This is a genomic window from Streptomyces sp. BV286, from assembly GCF_019090165.1.
GTDB lineage: Bacteria > Actinomycetota > Actinomycetes > Streptomycetales > Streptomycetaceae > Streptomyces.
On record NZ_JAHRIB010000211.1, the window covers coordinates 1 to 25,351 of the forward strand.

Annotated in this window: 16 protein-coding genes; 6 read left to right on the forward strand and 10 right to left on the reverse strand. The window is 71.8% G+C overall.

Annotated features, from left to right (window positions below):
- From KUF83_RS40390 to KUF83_RS40400, 3 genes are all read right to left on the reverse strand, one after another.
- On the reverse strand, window positions 1-2,754 hold a 2,754-nt coding region (locus KUF83_RS40390), incomplete at its 3' end, for an ATP-dependent helicase (protein WP_308403393.1).
- Window positions 2,755-2,886: 132 nt separating this feature from the next.
- Window positions 2,887-6,399 (reverse strand): ATP-dependent DNA helicase, encoded by a 3,513-nt coding sequence (locus KUF83_RS40395; protein ID WP_217460105.1) that lies wholly within the window; start codon window positions 6,397-6,399, stop codon window positions 2,887-2,889.
- A 305-nt stretch (window positions 6,400-6,704) separates the two neighbouring features.
- A complete protein-coding gene (locus KUF83_RS40400) occupies window positions 6,705-7,070 on the reverse strand; it encodes an MGMT family protein (protein ID WP_217460106.1) in 366 nt (121 codons plus the stop codon).
- 185 nt (window positions 7,071-7,255) lie between these two features.
- On the opposite strand from KUF83_RS40400, the gene KUF83_RS40405 reads away from it, so the two are divergent.
- The 3 genes from KUF83_RS40405 (at window position 7,256) to KUF83_RS40415 (ending at window position 13,481) form a co-directional block, all read left to right on the forward strand.
- Entirely contained in the window at window positions 7,256-10,060 is a 2,805-nt protein-coding gene (locus KUF83_RS40405) for a lysylphosphatidylglycerol synthase transmembrane domain-containing protein (protein ID WP_217460107.1), read from the forward strand.
- Between the two features lie 74 nt (window positions 10,061-10,134).
- On the forward strand, window positions 10,135-11,685 hold the full coding sequence (locus KUF83_RS40410; RefSeq protein ID WP_217460108.1) for an alpha/beta hydrolase: 1,551 nt from the start codon (window positions 10,135-10,137) through the stop codon (window positions 11,683-11,685).
- Between the two features lie 254 nt (window positions 11,686-11,939).
- Window positions 11,940-13,481, forward strand: a complete 1,542-nt coding sequence (locus KUF83_RS40415; protein ID WP_217460109.1) for an alpha/beta hydrolase — start codon at window positions 11,940-11,942, stop codon at window positions 13,479-13,481.
- A 137-nt stretch (window positions 13,482-13,618) separates the two neighbouring features.
- On the opposite strand, the gene moeZ is transcribed toward KUF83_RS40415, so the two are convergent.
- From moeZ to KUF83_RS40450, 7 genes are all read right to left on the reverse strand, one after another.
- A complete protein-coding gene (moeZ, locus tag KUF83_RS40420; protein WP_217460110.1) occupies window positions 13,619-14,797 on the reverse strand; it encodes an adenylyltransferase/sulfurtransferase MoeZ in 1,179 nt (392 codons plus the stop codon).
- A 63-nt stretch (window positions 14,798-14,860) separates the two neighbouring features.
- On the reverse strand, window positions 14,861-15,610 hold the full coding sequence (locus KUF83_RS40425; RefSeq protein ID WP_217460111.1) for a spherulation-specific family 4 protein: 750 nt from the start codon (window positions 15,608-15,610) through the stop codon (window positions 14,861-14,863).
- Window positions 15,598-16,557 carry an NAD(P)-dependent oxidoreductase gene (locus tag KUF83_RS40430; protein WP_217460112.1) on the reverse strand — a complete coding sequence of 320 codons (960 nt, stop codon included), beginning with the start codon at window positions 16,555-16,557 and terminating at the stop codon, window positions 15,598-15,600. The genes KUF83_RS40425 and KUF83_RS40430 overlap by 13 nt, the downstream gene beginning before the upstream one ends.
- Window positions 16,558-16,707: 150 nt before the next feature.
- Window positions 16,708-18,426, reverse strand: a complete 1,719-nt coding sequence (locus KUF83_RS40435; RefSeq protein WP_374106253.1) for a hypothetical protein — start codon at window positions 18,424-18,426, stop codon at window positions 16,708-16,710.
- A complete protein-coding gene (locus KUF83_RS40440) occupies window positions 18,423-20,255 on the reverse strand; it encodes a DUF3492 domain-containing protein (protein WP_217460113.1) in 1,833 nt (610 codons plus the stop codon). Before KUF83_RS40440 ends, KUF83_RS40435 begins: the two co-directional genes overlap by 4 nt.
- A gap of 594 nt (window positions 20,256-20,849) precedes the next feature.
- Window positions 20,850-22,544 carry a DUF3152 domain-containing protein gene (locus KUF83_RS40445; RefSeq protein ID WP_217460114.1) on the reverse strand — a complete coding sequence of 565 codons (1,695 nt, stop codon included), beginning with the start codon at window positions 22,542-22,544 and terminating at the stop codon, window positions 20,850-20,852.
- Between the two features lie 8 nt (window positions 22,545-22,552).
- Entirely contained in the window at window positions 22,553-23,542 is a 990-nt protein-coding gene (locus KUF83_RS40450; protein ID WP_217460115.1) for an alpha/beta fold hydrolase, read from the reverse strand.
- Window positions 23,543-23,845: 303 nt separating this feature from the next.
- On the opposite strand from KUF83_RS40450, the gene KUF83_RS40455 reads away from it, so the two are divergent.
- From KUF83_RS40455 to KUF83_RS40465, 3 genes are all read left to right on the forward strand, one after another.
- On the forward strand, window positions 23,846-24,070 hold the full coding sequence (locus tag KUF83_RS40455) for a hypothetical protein (RefSeq protein WP_217460116.1): 225 nt from the start codon (window positions 23,846-23,848) through the stop codon (window positions 24,068-24,070).
- A 219-nt stretch (window positions 24,071-24,289) separates the two neighbouring features.
- On the forward strand, window positions 24,290-24,928 hold the full coding sequence (locus KUF83_RS40460; protein WP_217460117.1) for a TetR/AcrR family transcriptional regulator: 639 nt from the start codon (window positions 24,290-24,292) through the stop codon (window positions 24,926-24,928).
- A gap of 162 nt (window positions 24,929-25,090) precedes the next feature.
- Complete coding sequence (locus KUF83_RS40465) at window positions 25,091-25,318, forward strand: DUF3107 domain-containing protein (RefSeq protein WP_055610545.1); 228 nt, start codon at window positions 25,091-25,093, stop codon at window positions 25,316-25,318.
- Window positions 25,319-25,351: the final 33 nt, after the last annotated feature.

The following is a 25,351-nucleotide window of genomic DNA, read 5'->3' on the forward strand; positions in this document are numbered from 1 at the left end:
TTGCGTGGTCCACGAGTCCCAGTCGCCGTGGGGTGTCCCGTCTGTGAGATCGGTCTCTTCGTGGGGGGCTTCTCCGTGGGTCGCCTCTTCGTAGGGCGGGTTCGTGGGATCGCCGTCCGCGTGGTGGGTCTCGTTCGCGTAGTCGTCTTCTTCGTAGGGGGGCTCGTCCTCGTCGGGCGGGGGCGGCCAGTCCGGGTCGTCGTACGCGTCCGGAACGTCGTGGGACGTGAGGTGGGTGGTCTCTTGCGGGTGGCCGGACTCCAGGTACGCGAGGACGGTCTGTGCGGCTTCCCTGCGGCGGGCCATCGCGGTGTCGTCGAGCGGGAGCGGCCAGGCGTGGTCGCCGCCGGCCCGGTGGAGTGCGGGGTTCTCCTCGTTCTCCTCGGGTTCGTCCGCCCAGGCTTCGATCTCGCCGTGTCCGCTCTCGCAGTGGTCGTACAGGGACTGCAGGAAGGCGGAGGGGCCGCGGGGTTTCTTCTGGGAAGGGCCCCACCAGTGGCCGGAGCCGAGCAGCAGGGAGCGGGGACGGGTGAAGGTGACGTAGCCGAGTCGGAGTTCCTCGGTGTGCTGGTGTTCCTTCATGGCCTCGTGGAAGGCCTTCATGCCGCGGGAGTCCCAGGCGTCGATGTCGGGGAGGGTGTCGGCGTCGCCCCGCAGTTCGTGGGGGAGGACCTTGCCCTGGGCGGTCCATTTCTCGCGGCCCTGGCTGCTGGGGAACGTGCCGGTAACAAGGCCGGGCACCGCGACGACGTCCCATTCCAGGCCCTTGGACTTGTGCGCGGTGAGTACCTTGACGGTGTTCTCGCCGCCCGGGAGGGCGTTGTCGAGGCCCTTCTCGTACTGGGCCGCGGTGCGCAAGTAGCCGAGGAAGGCGAGGAGGCTGGCTTCACCGTCGTTGGCGGCGAAGGCGGCGGCGACGTCCAGGAAGTTGGACAGGGTCTCGCGGCGGCGGGCGGCCAGGGCGTGCGGGGAGGCGGAGAGTTCCACCTCCAGGCCGGTGGTGGCGAGGACCCGGTGCAGGACGTCCATGAGCGGGTCGGCGAGCGAGCGGCGCAGGTCGCGCAGCTCGGTGGCGAGGCGGGCGAACCGTACGCGCGCGTCGGACGAGAACGGCAGTCCGTCGTCGTCGCCGTCGCCGCCGAGGGGTGTCTCCAGGAACGTGTCGAGGGCGTCCGCGAGGGAGATCACTTCGGCCGGATCGACTCCTTCGACGGCTGCGGCGAGCCGCCGGTCGGGGTCGTCGTCGGCTCCCACGCGCGCGTGGGACACGAGCGTGCGGGCCCGGCGGCCCAGGAGGGCGAGGTCGCGGGCGCCGATGCGCCAGCGCGGGCCGGTGAGGAGGCGGACCAGTGAGGCGTTGGCGCCGGGGTCCTGGAGGACCTCGCAGACGGCGACCAGGTCGGCGACCTCGGGCAGGTGCAGCAGGCCGGAGAGGCCCACGACCTCGACGGGGACGTCCCGGGCGACGAGTGCGCCCTGGATCTCGGCGAAGTCGGTGGCGGTGCGGCACAGGACGGCGATCTCACCGGGGGCCTTTCCGGTGCGTACGAGGTGGGCGATGGAGTCGGCGAGCCAGTCCATCTCGTCGGCGTGGGTGTGCAGCAGGGCGCAACGCACCGTTCCGTCGCGTTCGGCGCCGGGGGCCGGGCGGAGGGCCTCCACGCCCGCGTGCATGGCACGCAGGGGCTCGGCGAGGCCGTTGGCGAGGTCGAGGAGGCGGCCGCCGCTGCGGCGGTTCTCGCTGAGTGCCTGGCGGGTCGCGGGGCGGCCGTCGGCGTGTGCGAAGTGTTCGGGGAAGTCGTCGAGGTTGGCCACGGAGGCGCCGCGCCAGCCGTAGATGGCCTGGCAGGGGTCTCCGACGGCGGTCACGGGGTGGCCGGTGCCGCCGCCGAACAGACCCGCCAGGAGGATGCGCTGGGCGACGGACGTGTCCTGGTACTCGTCGAGGAGGACCACTTTGAACTCGTCGCGCAGGATGCCGCCGACTTCGGGGCGTGTGCTCGCGAGGGTCGCGGAGAGGGCGATCTGGTCGCCGAAGTCGAGGAGGTCCCGGTCGCGTTTGGCGGTTCTGTAGCGGCTCACCAGTTCGGCCAGTTCACGCCGGGTGGCGGCCGTCTCGGGGACCTTGCGCAGGTCTGCGTTGGTGAGTCTGGCGGTTTCCAGGTCGCTGAGCAGCCGGGCGTCGTACGCGCGCAGCTCCTGCGGGTGTACGAGGTGTTCGGCGAGCTCGGAGTCGAGGTTGAGGAGGTCGCTGACCAGGTCGGGGAAGGAGCGGGTGAGGGCGGGGTAGGGGCCCGGTGCCTCGCGCAGGACGCGTGCGGCGAGCTGGTAGCGCGTGGCGTCGGCGAGGAGGCGCGCGGTGGGTTCGAGCCCGATGCGCAGCCCGTGGTCGGTCAGGAGGCGGCCGGCGAAGGCGTGGTAGGTGGAGATCACGGGCTCGCCGGGCGGGTTGTCCGGGTCGATCACGTCCGGGTCGGTGACTCCGGCCTTGATCAGTGCCTTTCGTACGCGCTCGGCGAGTTCGCCTGCCGCCTTGTTGGTGAAGGTCAGGCCGAGGACCTGTTCGGGGGCGACCTGGCCGGTGCCGACCAGCCAGACCACGCGCGCGGCCATGACCGTGGTCTTGCCGGAGCCGGCTCCGGCCACGATCACCTGCGGTGCGGGCGGTGCGGTGATGCAGGCCGTCTGCTCCGGGGTGAACGGGATGCCGAGGAGCTCCTTGAGCTGCTCGGGATCGGTGATACGGGCTGGCACGTCAGAGAGGCTAGCCGCGCCCACTGACAGTCGGTGCCGATTCGGTGGCCGGGCCGGAGGATGCGCTGGTCAGCACGCGTGGTGCCGTACGTCACTCCGGGGCCGCTCGTGGACGTGGTGCCCGGTCCCGGGTCACTCGACGATGTGCCGTCCCTCGGGTCGCGCACTGCAGGAGGCCCGGAACGCGCAGTGTGTGCAGTGTTGGCCGGTCGTCGGTGTGAACCGTTCGTCGAGGACCTTGCCCGCGGCGGTGGCGAGCAGGTCACCGACCCACTCCCCCTCCAGGGGCTCCTGGGCCTGCACCTTGGGCAGGGTCTCGCCGCCGTCCTTCTTGGGGGCGCCCTGGCGGAGCTGGACGAGTTCGGCGCCGCCCGGCTCTGGGCGTGTGCCGTCGAAGGCGTCGTCGACGGCTCCTTCGCGGACGGCGAGCTGGTAGACGGCGAGCTGAGGGTGGTGGGTCACGTCGGCGGCGCTCGGTGCCTGTTTGCCCGTCTTGAAGTCGACCACGTAGGCGCGGCCGTCGGCGTCCCTCACGACGCGGTCCATGGAGCCACGGATGCGGACTTCGTAGGAGCCCGCTTCGAGGGTGACGTCGAAGTCGTGTTCGCTGGCGACCGGGGTCCGCTCGGCGCGGTCCATGACGTGCCATTTCAGGAAGCGTTCGAGCGCCACGCGCGCGTGTTCCTTCTCCTGCGCCGACTTCCAGGGCGCGTCGAAGGCGAGCGCCTCCCATACGGAGTCGAGGCGTTCCATGAGGACGGCGAGGTCGGCGGGCGTGCGGCCGGAGGCGACCTCGTCGGCCAGGACGTGCACCACGTTGCCGAATCCCTGGGCGACGGTCGCGGGAGCGTCGGCCTTGACCTCCCGGCCGAGGAACCACTGCAGGGCGCAGGTGTTGGCGAGCTGGTCGAGGGCGCTTCCGGAGAGCACGACGGGGTGGTCCCTGTCGCGCAGCGGCACCTTGCTCTCGGTCGGTTCGTACATGCCCCACCAGCGGTAGGGGTGGGCGGACGGGACCAGAGGGCGGCCGTCCTCGTCGCCGAGTGCGGCGAGCCGGCCCAGGCGGCGGGCCGCCGCCGCCCTGAGGGTGTTTGAGACGCGGGGGTCGACCGTCGTGGCGCGCAGTTCGGCGACGAGTGCGGCGACGGACAGGGGGCGGCGGGGGCGGCCTGTTATGTCCTTGGGTTCCGCGCCGAGTTCGGTGAGGAAGCGGGAGGGCTGGTCGCCGTCGTCGGCCGGAGCCTTCACGGCGGTGACGACGAGGCGCTCACGCGCGCGCGTGGCGGCCACGTAGAACAGTCGGCGTTCTTCGGAGAGGAGCGCTCCGGGGGTGAGGGGCTCCGCGAGGCCGTCGCGTCCGATGCGGTCGGCCTCCAGGAGGGAGCCGCGGCGGCGCAGGTCGGGCCACAGGCCCTCCTGGACGCCCGCGACGACGACGAGGCGCCATTCCAGGCCCTTGGAGCGGTGCGCGGTCATCAGGCGTACGGCGTCGGGGCGCACGGCCCTTCGGGTGAGTGTGTCGGCGGCGATGTCCTGTGCCTCGACCTCCTCCAGGAAGTTGAGGGCGCCCCGGCCGCCGGTGCGTTCCTCGGCGCGGGCGGCGGTCGCGAACAGTGCGCACACGGCGTCGAGATCGCGGTCCGCGTTGCGCCCGGCCGCGCCGCCGCGTCGGGCGGCCCGCTCCAGGCGCTGCGGCCAGGGTGTGCCGTCCCACAGCTCCCAGAGTGCCTCCTCGGCCGTGCCGCCTCCTGCCAGGCGCTCTCGTGCCTTGCGCAGCAGGGCGCCCAGGCGCTGGGCCCCGCGCGCGTAGGAGGGGTCGTGGGCGATGAGCCTCTCCGGTTCGGCCAGTGCCCGTGCCAGCAACTCGTCGGAGGGCGGTGGCACATGGTTGCCCGCGGCGCGCTCCTCCTCGCGCAGGGCGCGGCCCAGGCGGCGCAGGTCGGCGGCGTCCATGCCGGCCAGCGGGGACGCGAGAAGGGTGAGGGCGGTCTCGGTGTCGAGCCACGGCTTCTCCGGGTCGGGCTGCTGCTCCAGGGCAGGCTGCTGCTCCGGGGCAGGCTCCTGGGAGGGGCGGGGGCCGGCCGGTCCGGTGGCTTCGGGTCCGGGTCCGGGTCCGGGTGCGGGTGCGACCGGCGGTGTGTCTTCCTCCGGGGGCTCGACCGGTTCCGGGCGCTCGGCGGCCGGTTCCTCGCCGGCGGTCTCTTCGGGCTCCTCCTCGTCGGCAGGCAGCGCGTGCTGTGCCGTCTCCTCCAGTTCCGCCGCGGCCACCACCTTGAGGGCTGTCAGCAGGGGTGTCACCGCCGGTTCGTGGCGCAGGGGCAGGTCGTCGCCGTCGATGTCGAGGGGGACGCCGGACGCGGTGAGGGTGCGGCGGATCGTCGGGATGGTGCGGGAGCCGGCGCGCACGAGGACGGCCATCTCGTTCCACGGAACGCTGTCCTCCAGATGGGCGCGGCGCAGGATGTCCGCGATGTTGTCCAGCTCCGTACCGGGGGTCGGGTACGTGTGGACCTCCACGCGTCCGCCGTCCCGTACGGGGGCGAGTTCCCTGTGGGCGCGGACCTTGTCCGCAGGGAGCCGGGTCAGGGGCATCCGCTGGGTGAGCAGTCTGGTGGCCGCCAGCAGGTCCGCGCCCGACCGGCGTGACGTCCTCAGGACCTCGACCGGCGCCGGTCGGCCGTCCGCGCGCGGGAAGGTGTCCGGGAAGTCGAGGATGCCGTTCACGTCGGCGCCGCGGAACGCGTAGATCGACTGGTCGGGGTCTCCGAAAGCCACCAGGGTGCGGCCGCCTCCCGCGAGCGCGTCCAGGAGCCGCAGCTGCGCCGGGTCGGTGTCCTGGTACTCGTCGACGAGGACCGCGTCGTACCGCTCGGCGAGCCGTTCGGCCACGCCCGGGCGCCGGGCGAGGATCACTGCCCGGTGCACCAGTTCCGCGTAGTCGAGCACTCCCTGCATGTCGAGCACGTCGAGGTACTCGGCGAGGAAGGCGGAGGCCGCGAGCCAGTCGGGGCGGCCGATGCGCCGGGCGAAGGTCTGGAGGGCGTCGGGGCCGAGGCCCAGTTCCCGGCTGCGGGCGAGGACGGCGCGGACCTCGTCGGCGAAGCCGCGTGTCGTCAGGCAGGCGCGCAGTTCGTCCGGCCAGCGCACGTGGGCGAGGCCGAGCCGCTCCAGGCCGGGCTGGCCCGCGAGCAGTTCCCTTACCGCCACGTCCTGTTCGGGGCCGGAGAGCAGCCGCATCGGTTCCACGAAGAGGTCGGTGTCCTGGTGGGCGCGGACGAGGGCGTAGCAGAAGGAGTGGAACGTGGTCGCTTGGGGCGCTCGGGCGGCTCCTATGCGCAGTGCCATGCGGTCGCGCAGTTCCACGGCGGCCTTGCGGCTGAACGTCAGGACCAGGACCCGCTCGGGGTCCGTGCCCTGGGCGATGCGGGCCGCCACTGACTCGACGAGCGTGGTCGTCTTGCCGGTTCCCGGACCTGCGAGGACGAGCAGCGGGCCGCTCTGATGGTCAACCACGGCGCGCTGTGCTGCGTCCAGCAGAGGGGGGGCCACCCGGGCCGGCGGGGTACGCACCAGTCGGTAAGCGCCGCGGGCCCCTTGTCGCCCCTGTGGGTGCGACAGGCGCCTGGTGGAGGAAGAGGAGCTCACGTGGTTCGCCGGTCCTGGTGGGTGTGCTTGGGGCTGTCGGAGTCGGCGCGGAACGCCGTCGTTGAGGGATCGTGCTCGGGCGACGGGTGGGAAAGCTACGGCAGGGGGAGGGTGGTGGCCGCCGGATGAACGGGCTGCGTGCCGTCGACGCTACGCCGGTGGGTGACGTGGAAGGAGCGCTTCCTCGTGTTCCCTCCCGGCACGGGCGTCTCCCGCTTCCCGAACGTACGGCATGTCACGGGCGTGCCCGCGTTCCCCCGTACGGGCCATCTGTCCCTGTCCCGGCGGTCCCATGCCGGAAGCTGTCAGGTGTGACCCTCCGCGCGATCTCCGCCTTCCCACCGGGCCTGTTTCATGTCGAGGCGCGGGAGATGGCCTTCGGAGGCTCTGCTCGCCCCCTTCAGGGGCGTGCCTTCCGCCCGGTAATGCTCCAGCGCCTTCAGTTCGTGGCCGGGGAGCAGCACCCCGTCCGCGCGGACGACCCGCCACCACGGAACGGCTCCTCCGTAGAGGGCCATCACGCGGCCGACCTGGCGCGGGCCGCCTTCCTCCAGCCATTCCGCGACGTCTCCGTACGTCATGACGCGCCCGGGCGGAATTTCCTCGGCGACGTCGAGGACTCGTTCCGCGTATTCCGGCAAGGCGTCCGCCGGGAGGCTCTGCTCGCTCATCCGGCCCATCCTGCCCCACGCCGCCGACAACGTGACGCGGCGGCGACTGTGCGTATTCCTCGCACGGGATCAGCGCTTCGGGCAGACTGTGCGCCCCCGCATTGCACCCTGATGCCCCCCTGTCCCGGCGGGGCATGCCACCATCGTGCGGGCGGTTACTGGTGATACGAGACCAAGAAGAGACGATGAAACAGCAGGGTGTGCACCCCGAAGGCGCGGAGGGCACCTCTGAGGTCTCGTCGCGCCCCGATACCGGCGACGACACGGACGGGCGCCCTCCGGAGAGATCCGGGACGCCCGAGAACCCGGACACGTCCCAGAAGAAGACGGACATGCGCAAGGAGAGCGGAGCCGAGAAGGCCGACTGCGCGGCCGACGACGCCCATGCCGAAGAGGTCGAGGGCGACGAACCGCTGCTCCCCGCGCGCGTGCACCGTCCTTCCGACCTGATGCGTCTCCTGGTGGGCGTCCTCGCGGTCGCCCTGCTGCTGTCGATCGCCGCGTTCGCGCACGGTACGACGTCGGGGCTGGCGCAGGACATCAACAAGGGCACCGACGAGGCACCCGACCTGCTGATCAAGATCGCGGGGCTGGCGTCGAGCATCGCGATCCTTCTCGTACCGGTCGCCTTCGCCATCGAACGGCTGATCAAGCGGGACGGACTGCGGATCGCCGACGGTGTACTGGCCGCGGTCCTCGCGCACGGTGTGACGCTCGCCACCGACCTGTGGGTGGCCAAGGCCGCCCCGGACTCCATCCAGAAGGCACTCACCCAGCCCTCCCCCGCTGACATCCAGGCCCTGACCGACCCGGTGCACGGCTACCTCGCGCCGGTCATCGCGTACATGACGGCCGTCGGCATGTCCCGGCGGCCGCGCTGGCGTGCGGTCCTGTGGGTGGTGCTGCTGCTCGACGCGTTCTCGATGCTGGTCACCGGCTACACGACGCCCTTCTCGATCATCCTCACGGTGCTGATCGGCTGGAGCGTGGCGTACGGGACGCTGTACGCGGTCGGCTCGCCGAACGTCCGGCCCACAGGGCGGACGCTGATGGCTGGTCTGCGGCACGTCGGCTTCCACCCGGTGAGTGCGGCCCGGGACGAGACCCCGGAGGCCCCGGACGGGGACCGCGGCCGCAGATACTTCGTGACACTCCAGGACGGCCCCCCACTAGATGTCACGGTGGTGGACCGGGAACAGCAGGCGCAGGGCTTCTTCTACCGCGTGTGGCGCCGTCTGACGCTGCGCGGCATCACCACGCGCCGCAGCCTCCAGTCACTGCGTCAGGCCCTGGAGCAGGAGGCACTCCTCGCGTACGCGGCCATCGCGGCCGGTGCCAACGCACCGAAGCTCATCGCGACCTCCGAGCTCGGCCCGGACGCCGTGATGCTGGTCTACGAGCACACGGGCGGACGCACCCTCGACTCTTTGGCGGACGAGGACATCACCGACGACCTGCTGCGTGACACCTGGCACCAGGTGCAGGCACTGCAGTCGCGGCGCATCGCGCACCGCAGACTGGCGGGGGACGCCATTCTGGTGGATCGTTCCGGCACGGTGATCCTCACGGACCTGCGCAACGGCGAGATCGCTGCGGGTGAGCTGCTGCTGCGCATGGACGTCGCCCAGCTGGTGACCACGCTCGGCCTGCGGGTCGGCGCGGAGCGCGCGGTGGCCTCGGCCGTCGGCGTGCTCGGCCCGGACGCGGTCGCCGACTGCCTGCCCATGCTGCAGCCCATCGCGCTCACCCGCTCCCACCGCGCGACACTGCGGAAGCTGGCCCGGGAGCGGTCGGAGCGCGAGCGCGAGGCGGTTCTGGAGGCGTCCCGGCAGGCCAAGCTGGTCCGCGCCGAGGAGCATGAGGCCACGCCCGAGGAGTCCAGGCGGCCGGTCCTCGAAAAGCCCGACAAGAAGGCCGTACGCGCCGAGCAGCGGGCCGAGAAGCGGGCGATCGACGAGGCGCTGGAGGAGGCCCGTGAGGAGGATCTGCTCACCCAGATCCGCCATCAGGTGTTGCTGATCAGGCCGCTGGCACCGGTCGAGCCGGCCCGCCTCGAGCGCGTCCGCCCGCGCACGCTGATCAGTTTCATCGCGGGCGCGTTCGGCGCGTACTTCCTGCTGACGCAGCTGACGCACATCGAGTTCGCGACGCTCTTCGACAACGCCGAGTGGGGCTGGGTCGCCGCGGCCGTCCTCTTCTCGATGCTGAGCTACTTCGCGGCGGCCATGAGCCTGCTGGGTTTCGTGCCCGAGCGGGTGCCGTTCATGCGGACCGTGGCGGCGCAGGTCGCGGGGTCCTTCGTGAAGATCGTGGCGCCGGCCGCGGTGGGCGGTGTCGCGCTGAACACGCGGTTCCTTCAGCGCGCGGGGGTGCGGCCGGGGCTCGCGGTGGCGAGTGTCGGCGCGTCGCAGCTGTTCGGGCTCGGCTGCCACATCCTGATGCTGCTCTCCTTCGGCTATCTGACCGGTACGGAGAAGACGCCCTCCTTGTCGCCGTCCCGGACGGTCATCGCCGGGCTGCTGACCGTCGCGGTCCTCGTCCTTGTGGTGACCTCGGTGCCGTTCCTGCGGAAATTCGTCGTCACGCGCGTGAGGTCGCTCTTCGCGGGTGTCGTGCCGCGCATGCTGGATGTACTGCAGCGGCCGCAGAAGCTCCTCACCGGCATCGGCGGCATGCTCCTGCTGACGGCGTGCTTCGTGATGTGTCTCGACGCGTCGGTCCGGGCGTTCGGTACCGAGGGCATGCCCTCGCTCAGCATCGCCAGCGTCGCCGTGGTCTTCCTCGCCGGGAACGCGCTCGGCTCCGCTGCGCCCACCCCGGGCGGTGTGGGCGCGGTGGAGGCGACCCTCACGGTCGGTCTGATCGCGGTAGGGCTCCCCAGTGAGGTCGCGGCGCCCGCCGTGCTCCTGTACCGACTGCTCACACTGTGGCTGCCCGTGCTGCCGGGATGGCTGTTCTTCAACCACCTGACGCGCAAGGGCGCGCTCTAGGGGCGGAGGCGGGGGTCTCACCCGCACGGCTCGCGCCCCGAGCGGCCCGTGCCGGGCGACCTCAGGATGGGTTCATGCCGAACCCTTCCCCGCCGCGTGCCGCAGCCCTGACCGCCGCCTCCCTCCTGCTGTTCGCGGCCCTCGCCGGATGCGGGGACGACGGCGGCTCGAAGGACGTGGACCTGTCGGCGCAGAAGCTCAGCTGGAAGGACTGCCCGGAACCGTCCGAGTCCGAGGGCGGCGGCGAGGCCCCCTCGCCGCTGCCGGACGGCACCACGTGGAAGTGCGCGACGATGAAGGCGCCACTCGACTGGGACAAGCCCAGGGGCGACACCATCGAACTCGCGCTGATCCGTGCGCAGGCCGGCGGTGCCAAGGACGAACGCATCGGTTCGCTGCTGTTCAACTTCGGTGGTCCCGGCGGTTCTGGCGTGGCGGCGCTCCCCGCCTTCGGCCAGGACTACGAGCAGCTGCGCACCCGCTACGACCTGGTCAGTTTCGACCCGCGCGGTGTCGGCCGCAGTGCCGGCGTGACGTGCGAGGACAGCGAACAGCTCGACGAGTACTTCCAGCAGGACGCCACCCCGGACGACGACGCCGAGCAGCGGACACTCCTGGACAACACGAAGGAGTTCAACGAGGCCTGCGAGGAGAACTCCGGGAAGGTCCTCCCGCACGTGCGCACCACGGACGCGGCCCGCGACCTGGATCTGATGCGCCAGGTCCTCGGCGACGACAAGCTGCACTACTTCGGCATCTCGTACGGCACCGAACTGGGCGGCGTGTACGCGCACCTGTTCCCCAAGAAGGTGGGGAGGGCCGTCTTCGACGCGGTCGTGGACCCGACACAGAACGCCGAGCAGGGGTCCCTGGGGCAGGCCAGGGGTTTCCAGCTCGCGCTGGACAACTTCGCCGAGGACTGCGCCTCGAAGCCCGAGGAGTGCCCGATCGGCGACAGTGCGCAGGACGTCAAGGACCGGATCGCCAAGCTGCTGAAGGACCTCGACCGTCGGCCGATTCCGGGGGACTTCCCACGGCAGCTCACCCAGACCGCTGCCACCAGCGGCATCCTGCAGGCCCTGTACTCCCAGGACTTCTGGGAGTTCCTCACCGAAGGGCTCCAGCAGGCGTACGACGGTGACGGCAGGAATCTGATGCTGCTGTCCGACTCGATGAACGGCCGCAATCAGGACGGCGAGTACAGCAACATCAGCGCCGCCAACATCTCCGTCAACTGCGCGGACGACAAACCGCGGTACACCTCCGCCGACGTGCGGGCGAAGCTCCCGGCGTTCCGAGAGGCCTCTCCGCTCTTCGGTGACTATCTGGCGTGGGGCATGGTCGGCTGCACCGACTGGGCCGTGGCGGGCGCCGCCGACCACCCTGACGTGAGCGCGCCCGGCTCGGCCCCGATCCTCGTGGTCGGCAACACCGGCGACCCGGCGACCCCGTACGAGGGCGCCCGCAAGATGGCGCAGGCGCTGGGCAGGGGGGTCGGGGTCGAGCTGACGTACAAGGGGCAGGGGCACGGTGCGTACGACAGCGGAAACAAGTGCGTGCGCGCCGCGGTGAACGGCTATCTGCTGAACGGCAAGGTTCCGTCGAACGGCACGGTCTGCTCCTGAGACGACCGGGGCTGCTGCCGGAAAAGGGGGCCGGGACCCACCGTCGAGAAGGGCCGGGCCCGCTCGTGGTGCACGCCGGGGCCGGGCGGCGAGCAGACCAGGTCCAGGACACCTCAACACCGAATCGGACTCGCAAATCCGCAGGTCAGACGGTTATCCACAGGACCTGGCAGGGGCTCACGGCGATCTGCCTACTATGGCCTGACTGTCATCCGCGACATCCGGCGGACGACGATGCGAGGGGGGAAGTGTTCATGGCGCGTATCCCAGGGTGGACGGCACTGGCTGCCGCCGCGTTGCTGGTGGCCGGCTGCAGCGGCTCGTCCGGGGACGACGAGGAGAGCAAGGACGACGGCAGGCCGCCGGCCCCCTCCTCCGAGACGATGCCGGGTCTGCCCGCCTCGCTCACCTCGCAGAAGCTCGACTGGAACAGCTGCAAGGCCACGGCGACCGGCCCCGCGCCCGGCGGGGACTGGCGGTGCGCGACGCTCAAGGTGCCGCTGGACTGGGCGAAGCCGAAGGGCGAGACCATCGGTCTGGCCCTGATCCGCAGTGAGTCGAGTGGCTCCTCGGACGACCGCATCGGCTCGCTGCTGTTCAACTTCGGCGGCCCCGGCGGCTCGGGCGTCGACTATCTGCCCCCGTACGGACCGACGTTCGCGAAGCTCCACGAGCGGTACGACCTGGTCAGCTGGGACCCCCGCGGTGTCTCCGCCAGCGAAGGCGTGCGCTGCCGCAGCGACAAGGAGATCCAGGCAGCGGAGTCGGTCGACACCACGCCGGACACCTCCAGCGAGGAAACCGCCTTCCTGAGCGACGCCGCCGACTTCGGCAAGGGCTGCGAGAAGTCGGCAGGGGAGCTCTTGGGGCACGTCTCGACGACCGACACGGCCCGGGACATGGATCTGATGCGACATGTCCTCGGTGACGCGAAGACGCACTACCTCGGCATCTCGTACGGCACCGAGCTGGGCGGCGTGTACGCGCACCTGTTCCCGAAGAACGTGGGCCGGCTGGTCCTGGACGCGGTCGTCGACCCGAGCGCGGGCACGGTCGGCCACGCGGAGAACCAGGCCAGGGGCTTCCAGCGCGCTCTGGAGGACTACCTCAAGTCCACGGGTCAGGACCCCGAGGAGGGCTCGCGGAAGATCGCGGACCTGCTGAAGCGAATCGACTCCGAACCGCTGCCGACGTCGGGCGGCCGCGACCTCACCCAGCAGCTGGCCCTCACGGGCATCGTCTACCCGCTCTACAGCAAGTCGTCCTGGCCCGCCCTCACCGGCGCGCTCGAGGCCGCCGAGGACGGCGACGGTACGGAACTGCTCGCGCAGGCCGACAGCTACAACGACCGTGACGCCTCGGGCCGCTACGGCACGACCACCCATTCCCAACGGGTCATATCGTGCTTGGACGACAAGGAGCGGCCGACCCTCGCGGAGGCGAAGGCACGGCTCTCCGAGTTCCGGAAGATCTCCCCCGTGTTCGGGGACTCGATGGGCTGGGACACAGCCGGCTGGTGCCACGACTGGCCGGTGGCCGGGCAGCACGAGACACCCGAGGTGAGCGCGCCGGGCGCGGAGCCCGTCCTGGTGGTGGGCAACACCGGCGACCCGGCGACGCCGTACGAGGGGGCTCGCAAGATGGCGGACGAGCTGGGCAAGGGCGTCGGCGTGCAGCTCACCTGGAAGGGCGAGGGGCACGGGGCGTACGGGAGCGGGAGCGACTGCGTCGACAGCGCGGTGGACGACTACCTGCTGGACGGGAAGGTGCCGCAGGACGGCAAGGTCTGCGAGTAGCGGCCCGGGCAGTCCCGGCCCGGGCAGCGGAAAGGGGCCCGGCACACGTGGTGCCGAGCCCCTCCTCCGAAGAAGGCGTACGTCCAGTACACCGGCTTCCGCTGGTGCACCGGCTTCTGTCGGTACACAGGCTTCCGCTAGTACACCGGCTTCTGCGGTTCGATCTGGTTGACCCAGCCGATCACGCCGCCGCCCACGTGCACGGCGTCCGAGAATCCGGCCGACTTGAGGACCGCGAGGACCTCCGCGCTGCGGACACCCGTCTTGCAGTGCAGGACGATCTTCTTGTCCTGCGGCAGGGTCGCCAGGGCGGTGCCCATGAGGAACTCGTTCTTCGGGATCAGCTTGGCGCCGGGGATCGAGACGATCTCGTACTCGTTGATCTCGCGGACGTCGATGATCTCGATGTTCTCGCCGTCGTCGATCCACTCCTTGAGCTGCTTGGGAGTGATCGTCGCGCCGGCGGCCGCCTCCTGGGCCTCCTCGGACACGACGCCGCAGAAGGCCTCGTAGTCGATGAGCTCGGTGACGGTGGGGTTCTCGCCGCAGACCGCGCAGTTCGGGTCCTTGCGGACCTTGACCTGGCGGTACTGCATCTCCAGGGCGTCGTAGATCATCAGGCGGCCGACGAGCGGCTCCCCGATGCCCGCGAGGAGCTTGATGGCCTCGTTGACCTGGATGGAGCCGATGGACGCGCACAGCACGCCCAGGACGCCGCCCTCGGCGCAGGACGGGACCATGCCCGGCGGCGGGGGCTCCGGGTAGAGGCAGCGGTAGCACGGACCGTGCTCGGACCAGAAGACGGAGGCCTGACCGTCGAAGCGGTAGATCGAGCCCCAGACGTACGGCTTGTTGAGCAGCACGCACGCGTCGTTGACCAGGTAGCGGGTCGCGAAGTTGTCCGTGCCGTCGACGATCAGGTCGTACTGGCTGAAGATGTCCATCACGTTCTCGGCTTCGAGCCGCTCTTCGTGAAGGACCACGTTCACGTACGGGTTGATGCCCAGCACGCTGTCGCGGGCGGACTCGGCCTTGGAGCGGCCGATGTCAGCCTGGCTGTGGATGATCTGGCGCTGCAGGTTCGACTCGTCGACCTCGTCGAACTCCACGATGCCGAGCGTGCCCACGCCCGCGGCGGCCAGGTACATCAGCGCCGGCGAGCCCAGACCGCCGGCGCCTACAGCGAGCACCTTGGCGTTCTTCAGCCGCTTCTGCCCGTCCATGCCCACATCGGGGATGATCAGGTGGCGGGAGTACCTGCGGACCTCGTCTACGGTGAGCTCAGCAGCTGGCTCGACCAGGGGTGGCAGCGACACGGGGACTCCGTTGGTCGGTCAATCACTACAGTTGTTCTCCCCGTAACACTGCCACGCCCTTCTTCATTCCGAGACACCCGTTCCGATCCGCGAGACGATCTCGTCCCAGTAGCCGGGCAGGCTCTCCCAGGGGTCGGCCGAACCTCCGCGATCCGTGCGGTCGGTGAAGTAGATCGTCGATGCGCCCTGCCAGCGGGCGATGCGCAGAGCCTCGTCGAGATGGCCCCTGGGCATGCCGTGCACGAAGTGGCAGAAGCGGTCGGGTGGGTATTCGGCGGTCCACTCCGCCACCTGCGACCAGCGGTAGTCGCTCCAGGGCCCGGCGAAGGTCACCAACTGGTCGGCGGTCTCGGCGTAGCCGGGATACGGATGGGTGCCGTGGCCGAGGACGATGTGGCCCCCGCCGATGAGGGCCCGCAGGGTGTCGGCGGTGCGCCGGATCTCCGGAAGCGCTGTCCGCTCTGTGGGACAGCGGTCCAGAAGGAAGCCGTCGACCTGGTACCAGTCGCGGTAGCGGTGTGCGTCGGAGACGAGTTCACCGAAGGCGCGGGCGCCGTAGGTGACGTCCAGGTGACCGAGTACGCGGATGCCCGCGTTGCGCAGACGTCCGGCGGCTTCCAGACAGTGCGGGTCGGGGCGCGCGCCGGGGCCGTCGGAGACGTTCAGGACGACCCAGTGCAAGGGGGTGCCGGGGCGGGTGAGTTCGCTCCATTCGACGGGGGCGACCAGGGGGTGGGCGTAGCCGGGGACACCGAAGCCGATCCTCAGGTCCGTGCTCGCGGTGCCTGCCGTGGTGCTGGTCAGATGCGGCATGCCGCCTCCATCCAGATGTCGGCGAGGGATTCCTCGAGGTTGATCCGGGGCCGCCAGCCGAGCCGGTCGCGTGCGGTGCGCACGTCGGCCTGCTGCCAGCTGCCGCAGCCGTCCGGGTACGGGTACGCGGCCGGGGCGGTGTGTTCCGGTTCGGAGCGGGGGTGGCCGATGGACGGCCTGGTGGGGCCGGGAGGTGCGTCGAGTTCGTGGAGGGCTCCGCCGTATCCGGCGACGCGGGCGAGGACGGAGGCGGCGTCCCGCAGGCGTACGGCTCGGCCTGATCCGATGTTGATGACGCCCTGGGCGGCGGAAAGGGAGGCGGCGTGGACGGCACGGGCGACGTCACGTACGTCGATGAAATCTCGTTGTACGCCGAGGCCGGCGAGTTTGAGTTCGCCGTCGCCGGACTGCATGGCGCGGCGCATGGCTTCGGCGAGGCGTCCGAGCGGGGAGCCCGCCGGGGTGCCGGGTCCTGCGGGCGAGAACACCCGCAGGACGACGGCGTCCAGGCCGGATCCGAGGACCAGCTCTGTCGCGGCGAGCTTACTGACGCCGTACGGGCCGCCGGGGCGGGGCACGGCGTCCTCGGCCGTGGAGGATCCGGGCTGGCTGGGGCCGTACTCCGCGCCGCAGCCGATCTGCACGAGGCGGGCGCCGCAGCCGCTGCGGCGCAAGGCCTCGCAGACGGTGGCGACGGCGACGGTGTTGTGCCGGGTGAGCTCGCGGGCGCCGCCGCGGGTGGCACCGGCGCAGTTGACGACGACCCCGGGGTGCACCGCGTCCAGGAAGCGGGTGAGCGCTCCGGGGCTGCCGCTGGCGAGGTCGAAGCGCACGTCCGCGTCGTCGCCCCGGCCGAGCGCGGTGAGCTGCACGGCAGGGTCGGCGAGGAGGCGGTCGGCGACGAACCGGCCCAGGTATCCGTTGGCTCCGATCAGCAGCACCCTCATCGGGCGGCTCCCGGGGCGGATTCTCCGATGCGGAGGGTGATCATCTGGCGTTCTCCTTCAGGGTGTTGCCGTGGGTCGTGCGGGAGGCTCGCGGTGTCCGCCCCGCGGGAAGGGGTCCGCTCGGCGGGGACGCCGGGCGGACGTGGCGGTTCACGGCGTGTCGCCGCGTGCCGCGTGGGCCGAGGCCCGGGTGAGAGTCCTGGTCGCGTGGAGCAGGAGGACGAGTGCCGCGGCACCGCACACGAGGGCCGGGACGGCGCCCGGCCCCCAGGCGTCGGCCACGGTCTCGACGGGCACGGCCAGCGTTTCGCAGCCGGGCAGGCGCGCCGCGAAGACGCTCAGCAGCGCGGCCGCCTCGGTCACGCCCGCGGCTGTGAGGACGACGGCGGGGGCATGGGTGAATCCGTGCACGGTGAGGAGCCGGGCGAGCAGGAGGAGTGCGCCGAGGGCGCCGGCTCCGGTGTAGGCGGCGGGCTCGCCCAGTACCGCCCCGCTCAGGGCGAGCAGGCCGAAGAGGGCACAGAGGAACAGTCCGAACACGCCCAGGAGGAGGGGTCTTACGGAGGCGGCGAACTCCTCCAGTGCGCGGCTGGTGGCGAGTCGGCGCCGGGCGCGTACGGCGAAGAGGTGCACGCACCACACCGCCGGGGCGCAGGACGCGGTGAGAGCGACGACGGAGGCGAGGGCGATCGGCCAGGGACTGTCGGAGCCGCCGGTGGGCAGCCCGGTGGGCCCTCCCTCCATACCCGCGGCGAGCAGGCCGTCGCCGAGGATCGCGTAGGCGAGAAGCCAGCAGGTCCACGCGCGTGTGGACGGTGTCGGGGCCCAGGAGCGTGTGGCGTGCAGGGGGCCGCGGCTGAGTGCCGCGCGCAGACCGAAGGCCACGACGAGTACACCCACGACGGTCACCGCGAGGCGCGGCCGCCCTTCGGTGAACCGCAGCCCGGCGACGACTGCCGCGCACAGCGCGCCCGGCAGCAGCGCGAGTACGGCCCAGTCGGCGCGTGCCTTGGGGGTCTCGGGCACCTCGGAGAGAGGGGTCGTGTCGCCGGCGCGGGGCACGCGCGCGTACATCTCCTCGGCGAGGGAGAAGACGTCCCGGTGCCGGAAGCGTGTGGCGGTCCGGTCGGTCACGCCGTGCGCCTCCAGGCCCGCCGCGATCTCCAGCGGGTCCACCGCGCGTTCGCACAGCTCCCGATGGCGGTGCATCAGGGCCTTCACGGGGTCGGCGGCGCCGCGCCGGGCGGGGGCTTCGCGATCGGCGGGTTCACCGGGCGGGGCGTCCGAGAGTTGCGTCGAGCGGGACGGCGCGCTCACGGACTCCGGCTCGGCCGGACGGTCCGGTCGGGCGTCCGCGATGCTCGGCGCACCCGGCCGAGCGTCCACGGGCCCCGGCTCGCCCGGCTGGACCGCCGCATTCCTCGGCTTGCCCAGCCGCACGCCCGCGTTCCCCCGCTCGCCCGACCGCACGCCCGCGTTTCCCTGCTCGCCCGACCGCACGTCCACGGTTCTCGACTCGCCCAACTGCACGTCCACGACGCGTGTCTCTCCCTGCCGGACGTTCACCACCCGCGTCTCGCCCACCTCTGCGTGCGTGCCTCGCACGTCCTCGAAGTCCCCCGGCTCCCCGCTTCCGCGGTCTTCTCGCCCGGGCACTTCGAGTTCTCCGACTTCTCCGCCCTCTCCGGGCTCTCCGGGCTCTTCGGGTTCGCCGAGCAGCCATCCCTCAGACCGCGCGTCCCACTCACCGGGATCGCTCGGAGTCCCGGCCCGGTCGGCCAGGTCAGCGGTGTGGGCCCGGTCGGCGGTGTGGGCCGGGTCAACACCGTCGGTCGGGTGCCCGTCCCCGATCCGACGCCGGATGCTCACCACGCCCCCTCCCCGGCTGGCACAGGCTCGCCCGAAGCGGTGGACGCGGTGGACGCCGCCGTGGCGGATCCGGGAGCGAGGCCCAGCGAACCGCCGCGTACCGGTGGTCCCGCCGCCCAGCCGGGCCCTGGCCTCCCCGCCACCAGCCGCGTCCCGGACTCCGACCAGCGGGCGGGCACATGAGCCTCGGCGGGTACGGCGAACGGCAAGGGCTCACCGGATTCGCCGACCAGGTCCCGCGGGACCGGACAGCGCGTGACGATGTCGAGGTAAATGCTGTGAAATGCCGTGATGTTCTGCTCGACGGTGAAGAGTTCGAGTGCCCGGGCGCGTGCCGCGGCGCCGAGGCGCGACCGGCGTGGCGAGTCGCGCAGCAGGGAGACGCATGCCTCGGCGAGCGCTTGCGCGTTGCGTGGCGGGACCACGAGCCCCGTGCCGCCGATGACCTCAACGACCGCGCCGACGTCGGTGGACACCGTGGCACGTCCGGAGAACATCGCTTCCACAAGGCTGATGGGGAAGCCCTCGACGACGCTGGAAAGGACCACGACGGCACCCGCCGCGTAGGCCTCCGGGAGGGTCGGTACCTCAGGTCCGCCGATCTCCTCGAAGGAGACGGGGTTGTCGCCGACGGCGTGTACGCCGTCGGCCTCGTCGGGGAAGAGCTGCCCGGCCAGTGCCCTGCAGTGCGCCAGATAGGTGGCGCCCTCCAGGCCCTCGGCCGGCGCGCCGACGATCCGCAGCCGTGCCTTCGGCTCCTCCTTGCGGATGTCCGCGAAGGCGTGCAGCAGGGTGACGAGGTCCTTGGCGGGCTCGATGCGCCCGACCCACACCAGGGTGTCCGGATCGGCGGATTCGGCGCGCTCGCCCACTTCGGAGAAGCGGGACGCCTCCATGCCCGGGTAGACCGTACGGATCCTGGACCGGTCGGCGCCGCAGCGCTCCTGCCAGCGGCGGGCGTGCGTGTTGCCGGGGGTGATGACGGTGGCCTGCCGGTACGCCTCCGCGGTGAGCCTGCCGTGGAAGGCGGCGAGCAGCGCCCGCGCCGAGGCCGTCGCCGTGCGCCCCTCCAGGTCCTCCCGCGGACCCAGGTAGTGCGCCCGCAGCTGCACTCCGTACTCCGTGACCAGCAGCGGTACGCCGGAGAAGTGGTGGGCGAGCAGACCCGGCAGGGCCGCCGCGCCGCCGGAGGTGGCGTGGCACAGGTCGACCGAGCCGAGTCCGTCGTCCTCGTACCAGTCGAGGGAGAGGGGGCGCAGCGCGCGTTCCACCTGGGCGGCGACGGTGAGCAGATCGGGCACGCGTGCGGTGCGCGCCGCACGCAGTGCGCCGGGCGCGCGGCAGGCGCGCTCAAGGGCGCGCACGGCGCCTTCGGAACGGAGTGCGCCGACCAGGCCGCCCTCGTCGCGGGCCAGTTCGGCGAGCCCGTACAGCGCGCTGCCGAAACGGTCCGCCACGGCGGTCGAAGCGGTGCCGGTCTGCCCCGCGGCCCCGGCGGAATTTCCGGAGCCGCTCTCCACGGCGCCGCCCAAGGCGTCGCCCGCGCATATGGCCGCCGCCAACTCCCCGTAGCAGTCGGCGAATCGCCGACGCGCCCGTCGCCCGTAGCCGACGCCGTCGTCGTCCGCCGTCCACAGCGGGGCGGTGCGTACGCGGCTGACCTGGGACGGGAGTTGGATCCAGCCCTCGTCCTCCTGCTCCTCGCTGCGACTCAGGGCGTAGATGTCGAACTCGTGCTGCCCGAGCCCGCGCACGAGCCGGTCGCACCAGAGCCTGGCCTCACCGCTCACATACGGATAGCCACCCTCCGTAAGCAGTCCGATGCGCACGAGCGCACCCCCGATCTCCCGTATGGGGAGCCGCCGTTGACCCGGCGGCTCGCAGCGGGACGAACGTATGCGGACATGGCGGTTGCGCGATGGACGGTTGTCCGTCGCACCACCAAAAGGGGTGAACGGTCGTAACTTTCCCGTGCGGGTCGCGTTCCGTAGCGCTAAGAGATCATCCGAACACGTTTCGTCATACGCCGGGCAGCCGCCGACGGCCCCGCGTCGGGTCCCGCGACGAGTCCCGGCGCGGGCGGCGGGGACGATGGCGGGGCGGGCGGCCACGGCCACCCGATCTGCCGCGGGAACAGGTTCAGCGCCGGGCACGGAGCGAGGAGGCGGGGACGATCAGTCACCCGCCGTACGGGTCCCGGCGCGCCCCGGCCCCGGCCCCGAACCGACGGATTCGCGCGCGCCGATCCGGCACCACGTCCCGCATGGTTCTTGTATGGGGTCCGGCATGGGGCCCGGTGTGGATCGCGCGTGGCTCCCCTGCGGTCCCGCACAAGGACGTCGAGCGGCTCTCCGAGCGCCCCCACGACCCGCGCGCCCCTTGGCCGAGCCCTCGTGGGCCGTGCGCCCCCTCGCCGCCCTCTGTCAGCTTCCGGGGAAGGGCCAGGGGTTGGGCCGGCAGCTGATCCCGTCGTGGTCGAGGAACTTCGTCTGCTGCTGCATGACGGGCGCCAGGCCTCCGTCGACGCTGCAGCTCACGTGGCCGTATCCGAGCCGGTGGCCCACCTCGTGATTGATCAGCATCTGGCGGTACGCGTACATCTTGTCGCCGTACGTCTCGGAGCCCTGGGCCCAGCGGTACGCGTTGATCATCACGCGGTCGGTGGCGGCCGAGTCGCAGGAGACGTTGTCCTCGGTGGTGTCGAGGCCCGATTTGGCGCACCAGAACGCGGTGGTGCCGGGACTGGCCAGCGTGATGACGAAGTCGGGCTTCCCGGAGGAGATCCGCTCGAAGGTGCGGCCGCCGCCGTGGGCCCAGCTCCGGTCGTCGTTCAGGGTTTTCTGCACGGCCTGCGCGAAGAGTTCCCCGTCGAGACCGAGGGCTTTCTCCACGTCGACGCGGTAGGTGAATTTCTGCCCGGGGCCAGGAGCCTTGGCGAGACCGGGGATCGCCTCGAATTCGCCGGCGCCCTTGAGCCCGGCCGCCAGGGGGTACCGCTTCGTCATCTGCTGTGCGTACGAGAGCGTGGCCGCGCTCGGCTTCGTGGACGGGACCGCCCGGTTGTCGGTGCGCGAGGCGGAGTCCTTGGCCTCCCGGTCGACGCCGTTCGACGCCTGCGGAGCACGCGCGGCGGAGTCGTCCTCGCCCCCTCCGGCGACCTGACCGGCCACGACGACGGCCAGCACGGTGGTGACGGCGGCGGCCGCGATACCGGTGAAGGCCCGGCCCTTGCCGCCCCTCGCCTTCTCCGGCCCGGCCTCCGGACCGCGGGGCGGCGCCTTGTGCTCGACCTCCTCGTCCCAGTCGGTGACAGAGGAGTAGGAATCCGCTCGGAACGCCGTCGCCGTCCCGGCGGAGCGGGACGCGAAACGGTCGTCGTCGCCGAAGGCGTCGACGTAGGCCTGGCGGGGGCCCGCGCCCGCCGCGGAGGGCCCGTACCGCTGCCCCGGGGGCGGGGGTCCCGGACGGCCTCGGGGCACGCCCTGCCCCGGACCGCGCGGGGCCGCCTGTGGAGCCGCGCCGGGCATGCCGTACCCGGAGCCCGCCCTCGCCTCGCCCCAGCCACCGCCGGTCTCGCGCTGCTCGGGGTGTCCACCGCGGACACCGGGCATGCCGCGAGCCGGGGTGCCGTCGGCGTGGCGCGGTGCACCGCCCCGCGTCGCGTTCCCGTCGGGCAACCGGGGGAAGCCGTGCGCGGGGGTCCCGTCCTGGAACCGGTAGGAGCCGTGCTCGGGAGTCCCGTCCGGCAGCCGCGGGAATCCGTGCGCGGGGGTGCCGTCGGGAAGCCTGGGCCCTCCCCCGGTCTGCGTCCGGTCCGAGTAGGAGGGGCCCCCACCGGCGTATCGGGGTGCCGCGCCCGCGGGCGCGGCACCCGGACGGGACGCTCCCTGTCCGGGTGGGCCGCCGGGCCCTTGCGGCACCCATCCCTCAGGCAGGCGGGGCACCCCCCGAGCGGGTGCCCCGCCTGTCGGCGGTGATGGAGCCTGCGGCCCCGCGGGAGGCCGGCGGCGCCCCGTTCCTGTCCCTGTCGTCCGCGTGTCCGGCCGGGCGGCCGGGAACGCGGGCGGGTCGGCGGTGTCGCCCTTGGGGGCGCGCCCGCGACGGCTGTGACGTCCCACGTCCCGCCTCAGCTCCTCGCGCTGGTAGCGCCGGTGTCGGCCAACTCACCCGTGTCCGCGAGGAGTTCGCGGAAGGCCGTGGCCACGGTCTCCGGGGACTCCATCATCGCCACATGCCCCGCGTGAGGCAACGTCAGCAACCGGGAGTCCCGGAAAGCGCGCGCGGCGCGCTGGGCCATACGGTACGAGACAAGTTGGTCGCGGCCCCCGTAGACGAGGAGTGTCGGCGCGAGTACACGCTCGGCCTGGCGCCACAGTCCGTGCTGGCCGCCCAGCGTGTACGCGTTCACGATGCCGCGCGCCGAGCGTGCCATGGCGTCCCAGAAGTAGGGGAGGGCGAGCCGCCGTTCCATCTCCTCGACCGCGTTGCGGAACCCCTCGGGTGTGACGACGCCGGGGTCCCCGTAACAGAGCGCGGTGACGCCACGTACGCGCTGCTCGGCGGTCCAGCCCTTGGTGTACCTGGTGAACAGGGCCGCCACGCCGGGCACGGCCAGCAGCGCCGTCGGCACCGCCGTGCGCTGCACCCGGATCTCGGGGAGAGCCGGCGAGACCAGCGTGAGGGTGCGGACGAGGTCGGGCCGTACGGCGGCGACGCGCGTCGTGACGGCGCCGCCCAGCGAGTTCCCGAAGAGGTGCACGGGTCCGCGTCCGGACGCGTCGAGATAGCGGATGACCGCGCGCGCGTGCCCGGTCACCGAATAATTGCCGTCGTCCGGCGGCGGCGAGTCGCCGAAGCCCGGCAGGTCGACCGCCTCGCTGTCCACGAGGCCGTCGAGGAGCGGCATGAGCGCCGACCAGTTCTGCGAGGAACCGCCCAGGCCGTGCACGTACAGCGCGGGGGGCAGTCCGTCCCGGGCCGGCGGTCTCGACCGGACCGTCAGCGTGATCCCGGGAAGGCCGACCGTGCGCAGCCGTTCCCCCGCCGCCACCCGCACGGCACTGACCTTCGGCACGACGGAAGTGGCCAGTACTGACGGCAGTTCGGTCGAAGACATGCGGCAATGTTACGAGACGATCACGCAGTGGTTCGTGTGTTCGCCGTCACAAGGAACGTCCAACACCCGACCGCAGCACAGCCGTACGACCGCCGGCCCCCGCCCGGGCACCTCGCGCGTCGCCGTCGCGGCGCCACGGGAGCACCGCCGCGATGCCGCCGGAGGGCCGCCGGAGCAGCGCCGACGAGCGATCCTGCCGGGGCCTGATCACATAGCGCCCTCATCCCGGCTCTCATACGCTTCGTAAACGAGGGCACTCGTACTCACGCAAGAGCGCACTCGCACCACTCGGGAAGAGGACACATGACTGCCGACCCCACCGACCCCGAGGCACTCGAGGACACGGACGACACCGGCGGGACCGAGTTCGACGCGGAGGCCCCCGAGGCCGACGCCGCCGAGCAGCGTACGGATCTCGCACCCCGGCGGGACGACCCGCTGACCGGCGTGGACCCGGCCCGCGGCAGCGAGGCGGACCTCGTCGAACAGGCGAGGGTCGTGGAACTCGACGAGGACGACTATCGGTGAATCCGACCCGGAGCGGTCACCGGTGACCGCTCCGGCCGTCCCACCGGGACACTTACCGGGAGTCCGACGAGCCCGCCATACCCCCTTATGGCGCGTTATGCGGGATTTCACCGGCGTCCGGTCCGTGAAATTCTCCGCTCGCACCGCGCACACCACGGTTACCGAAAAGTACGATGGCCGCGCGGCGCTCACCGCATGTGGACGACTTTGGGAGGCGGCGTGACAGCCATCGAGCAGACAGAGGCAGCACGCCCGCGGGGCACACGCCTGCCGCGCCGTGCCCGACGCAACCAGCTCCTCGGCGCCGCCCAGGAAGTGTTCGTTGCGCAGGGATACCACTCGGCCGCGATGGACGACATCGCCGAACGCGCGGGCGTCAGCAAGCCGGTTCTCTACCAGCACTTCCCCGGCAAGCTCGATCTCTACCTGGCGCTGCTGGACCAGCACTGCGAGTCACTGCTGCAGGCCGTACGGACCGCGCTGGCGTCCACCACGGACAACAGCCTGCGTGTCCGGGCCACCATGGACGCCTACTTCGCGTACGTGGAGGACGACGGCGGCGCGTTCCGCCTGGTCTTCGAGTCGGACCTGACGAACGAGCCCGCGGTGCGCGAGCGAGTGGACAAGGTCACGTTCGAGTGCGCGGAGGCCATCTGCGAGGTCATCGCGGAGGACACGGGTCTGTCCAAGGCCGAGTCCATGCTCCTCGCCTCCGGCCTCGGCGGCCTCGCCCAGGTGGTGGCCCGCTCCTGGCTGCACAGCGACCGCAGCGTGCCCCGCGACGAGGCCGTCCAGCTGCTGACCTCGCTGGCGTGGCGCGGCATCGCCGGTTTCCCCCTGCACGGCACCGAGCACTGAGCGCCCAGCACCGCGGATCATCACCGAAGGCCACTTTGTTCCCACAGGGTGTTCGCTCATGGCGTTCTCGGGCGGAGCATGTACGTCCCCTCACCGGGCTAATGTGTGCTGCGTACGGCGCGGAGGAACGCGCACATCAGTGACCGTCGGAGGGACATAGCCGTGGAGGTCAAGATCGGCGTGCAGCACGCGCCTCGCGAGATCGTTCTGGAGAGCGGTCAGACCCCTGAAGAGGTCGAGCGCGCGGTGTCCGAGGCGCTGGCGGGCAAGTCTCAGCTGCTCAGCCTCGTGGACGACCACGGCCGCAAGGTCCTGGTTCCTGCGGACCGCCTCGCCTACGTGGAGCTCGGCGAGCCGACGACCCGCAAGGTGGGCTTCAGCGCGCTGTAGGGCATGAGAGAAGGGGCTCGGCGGCATCGGCCG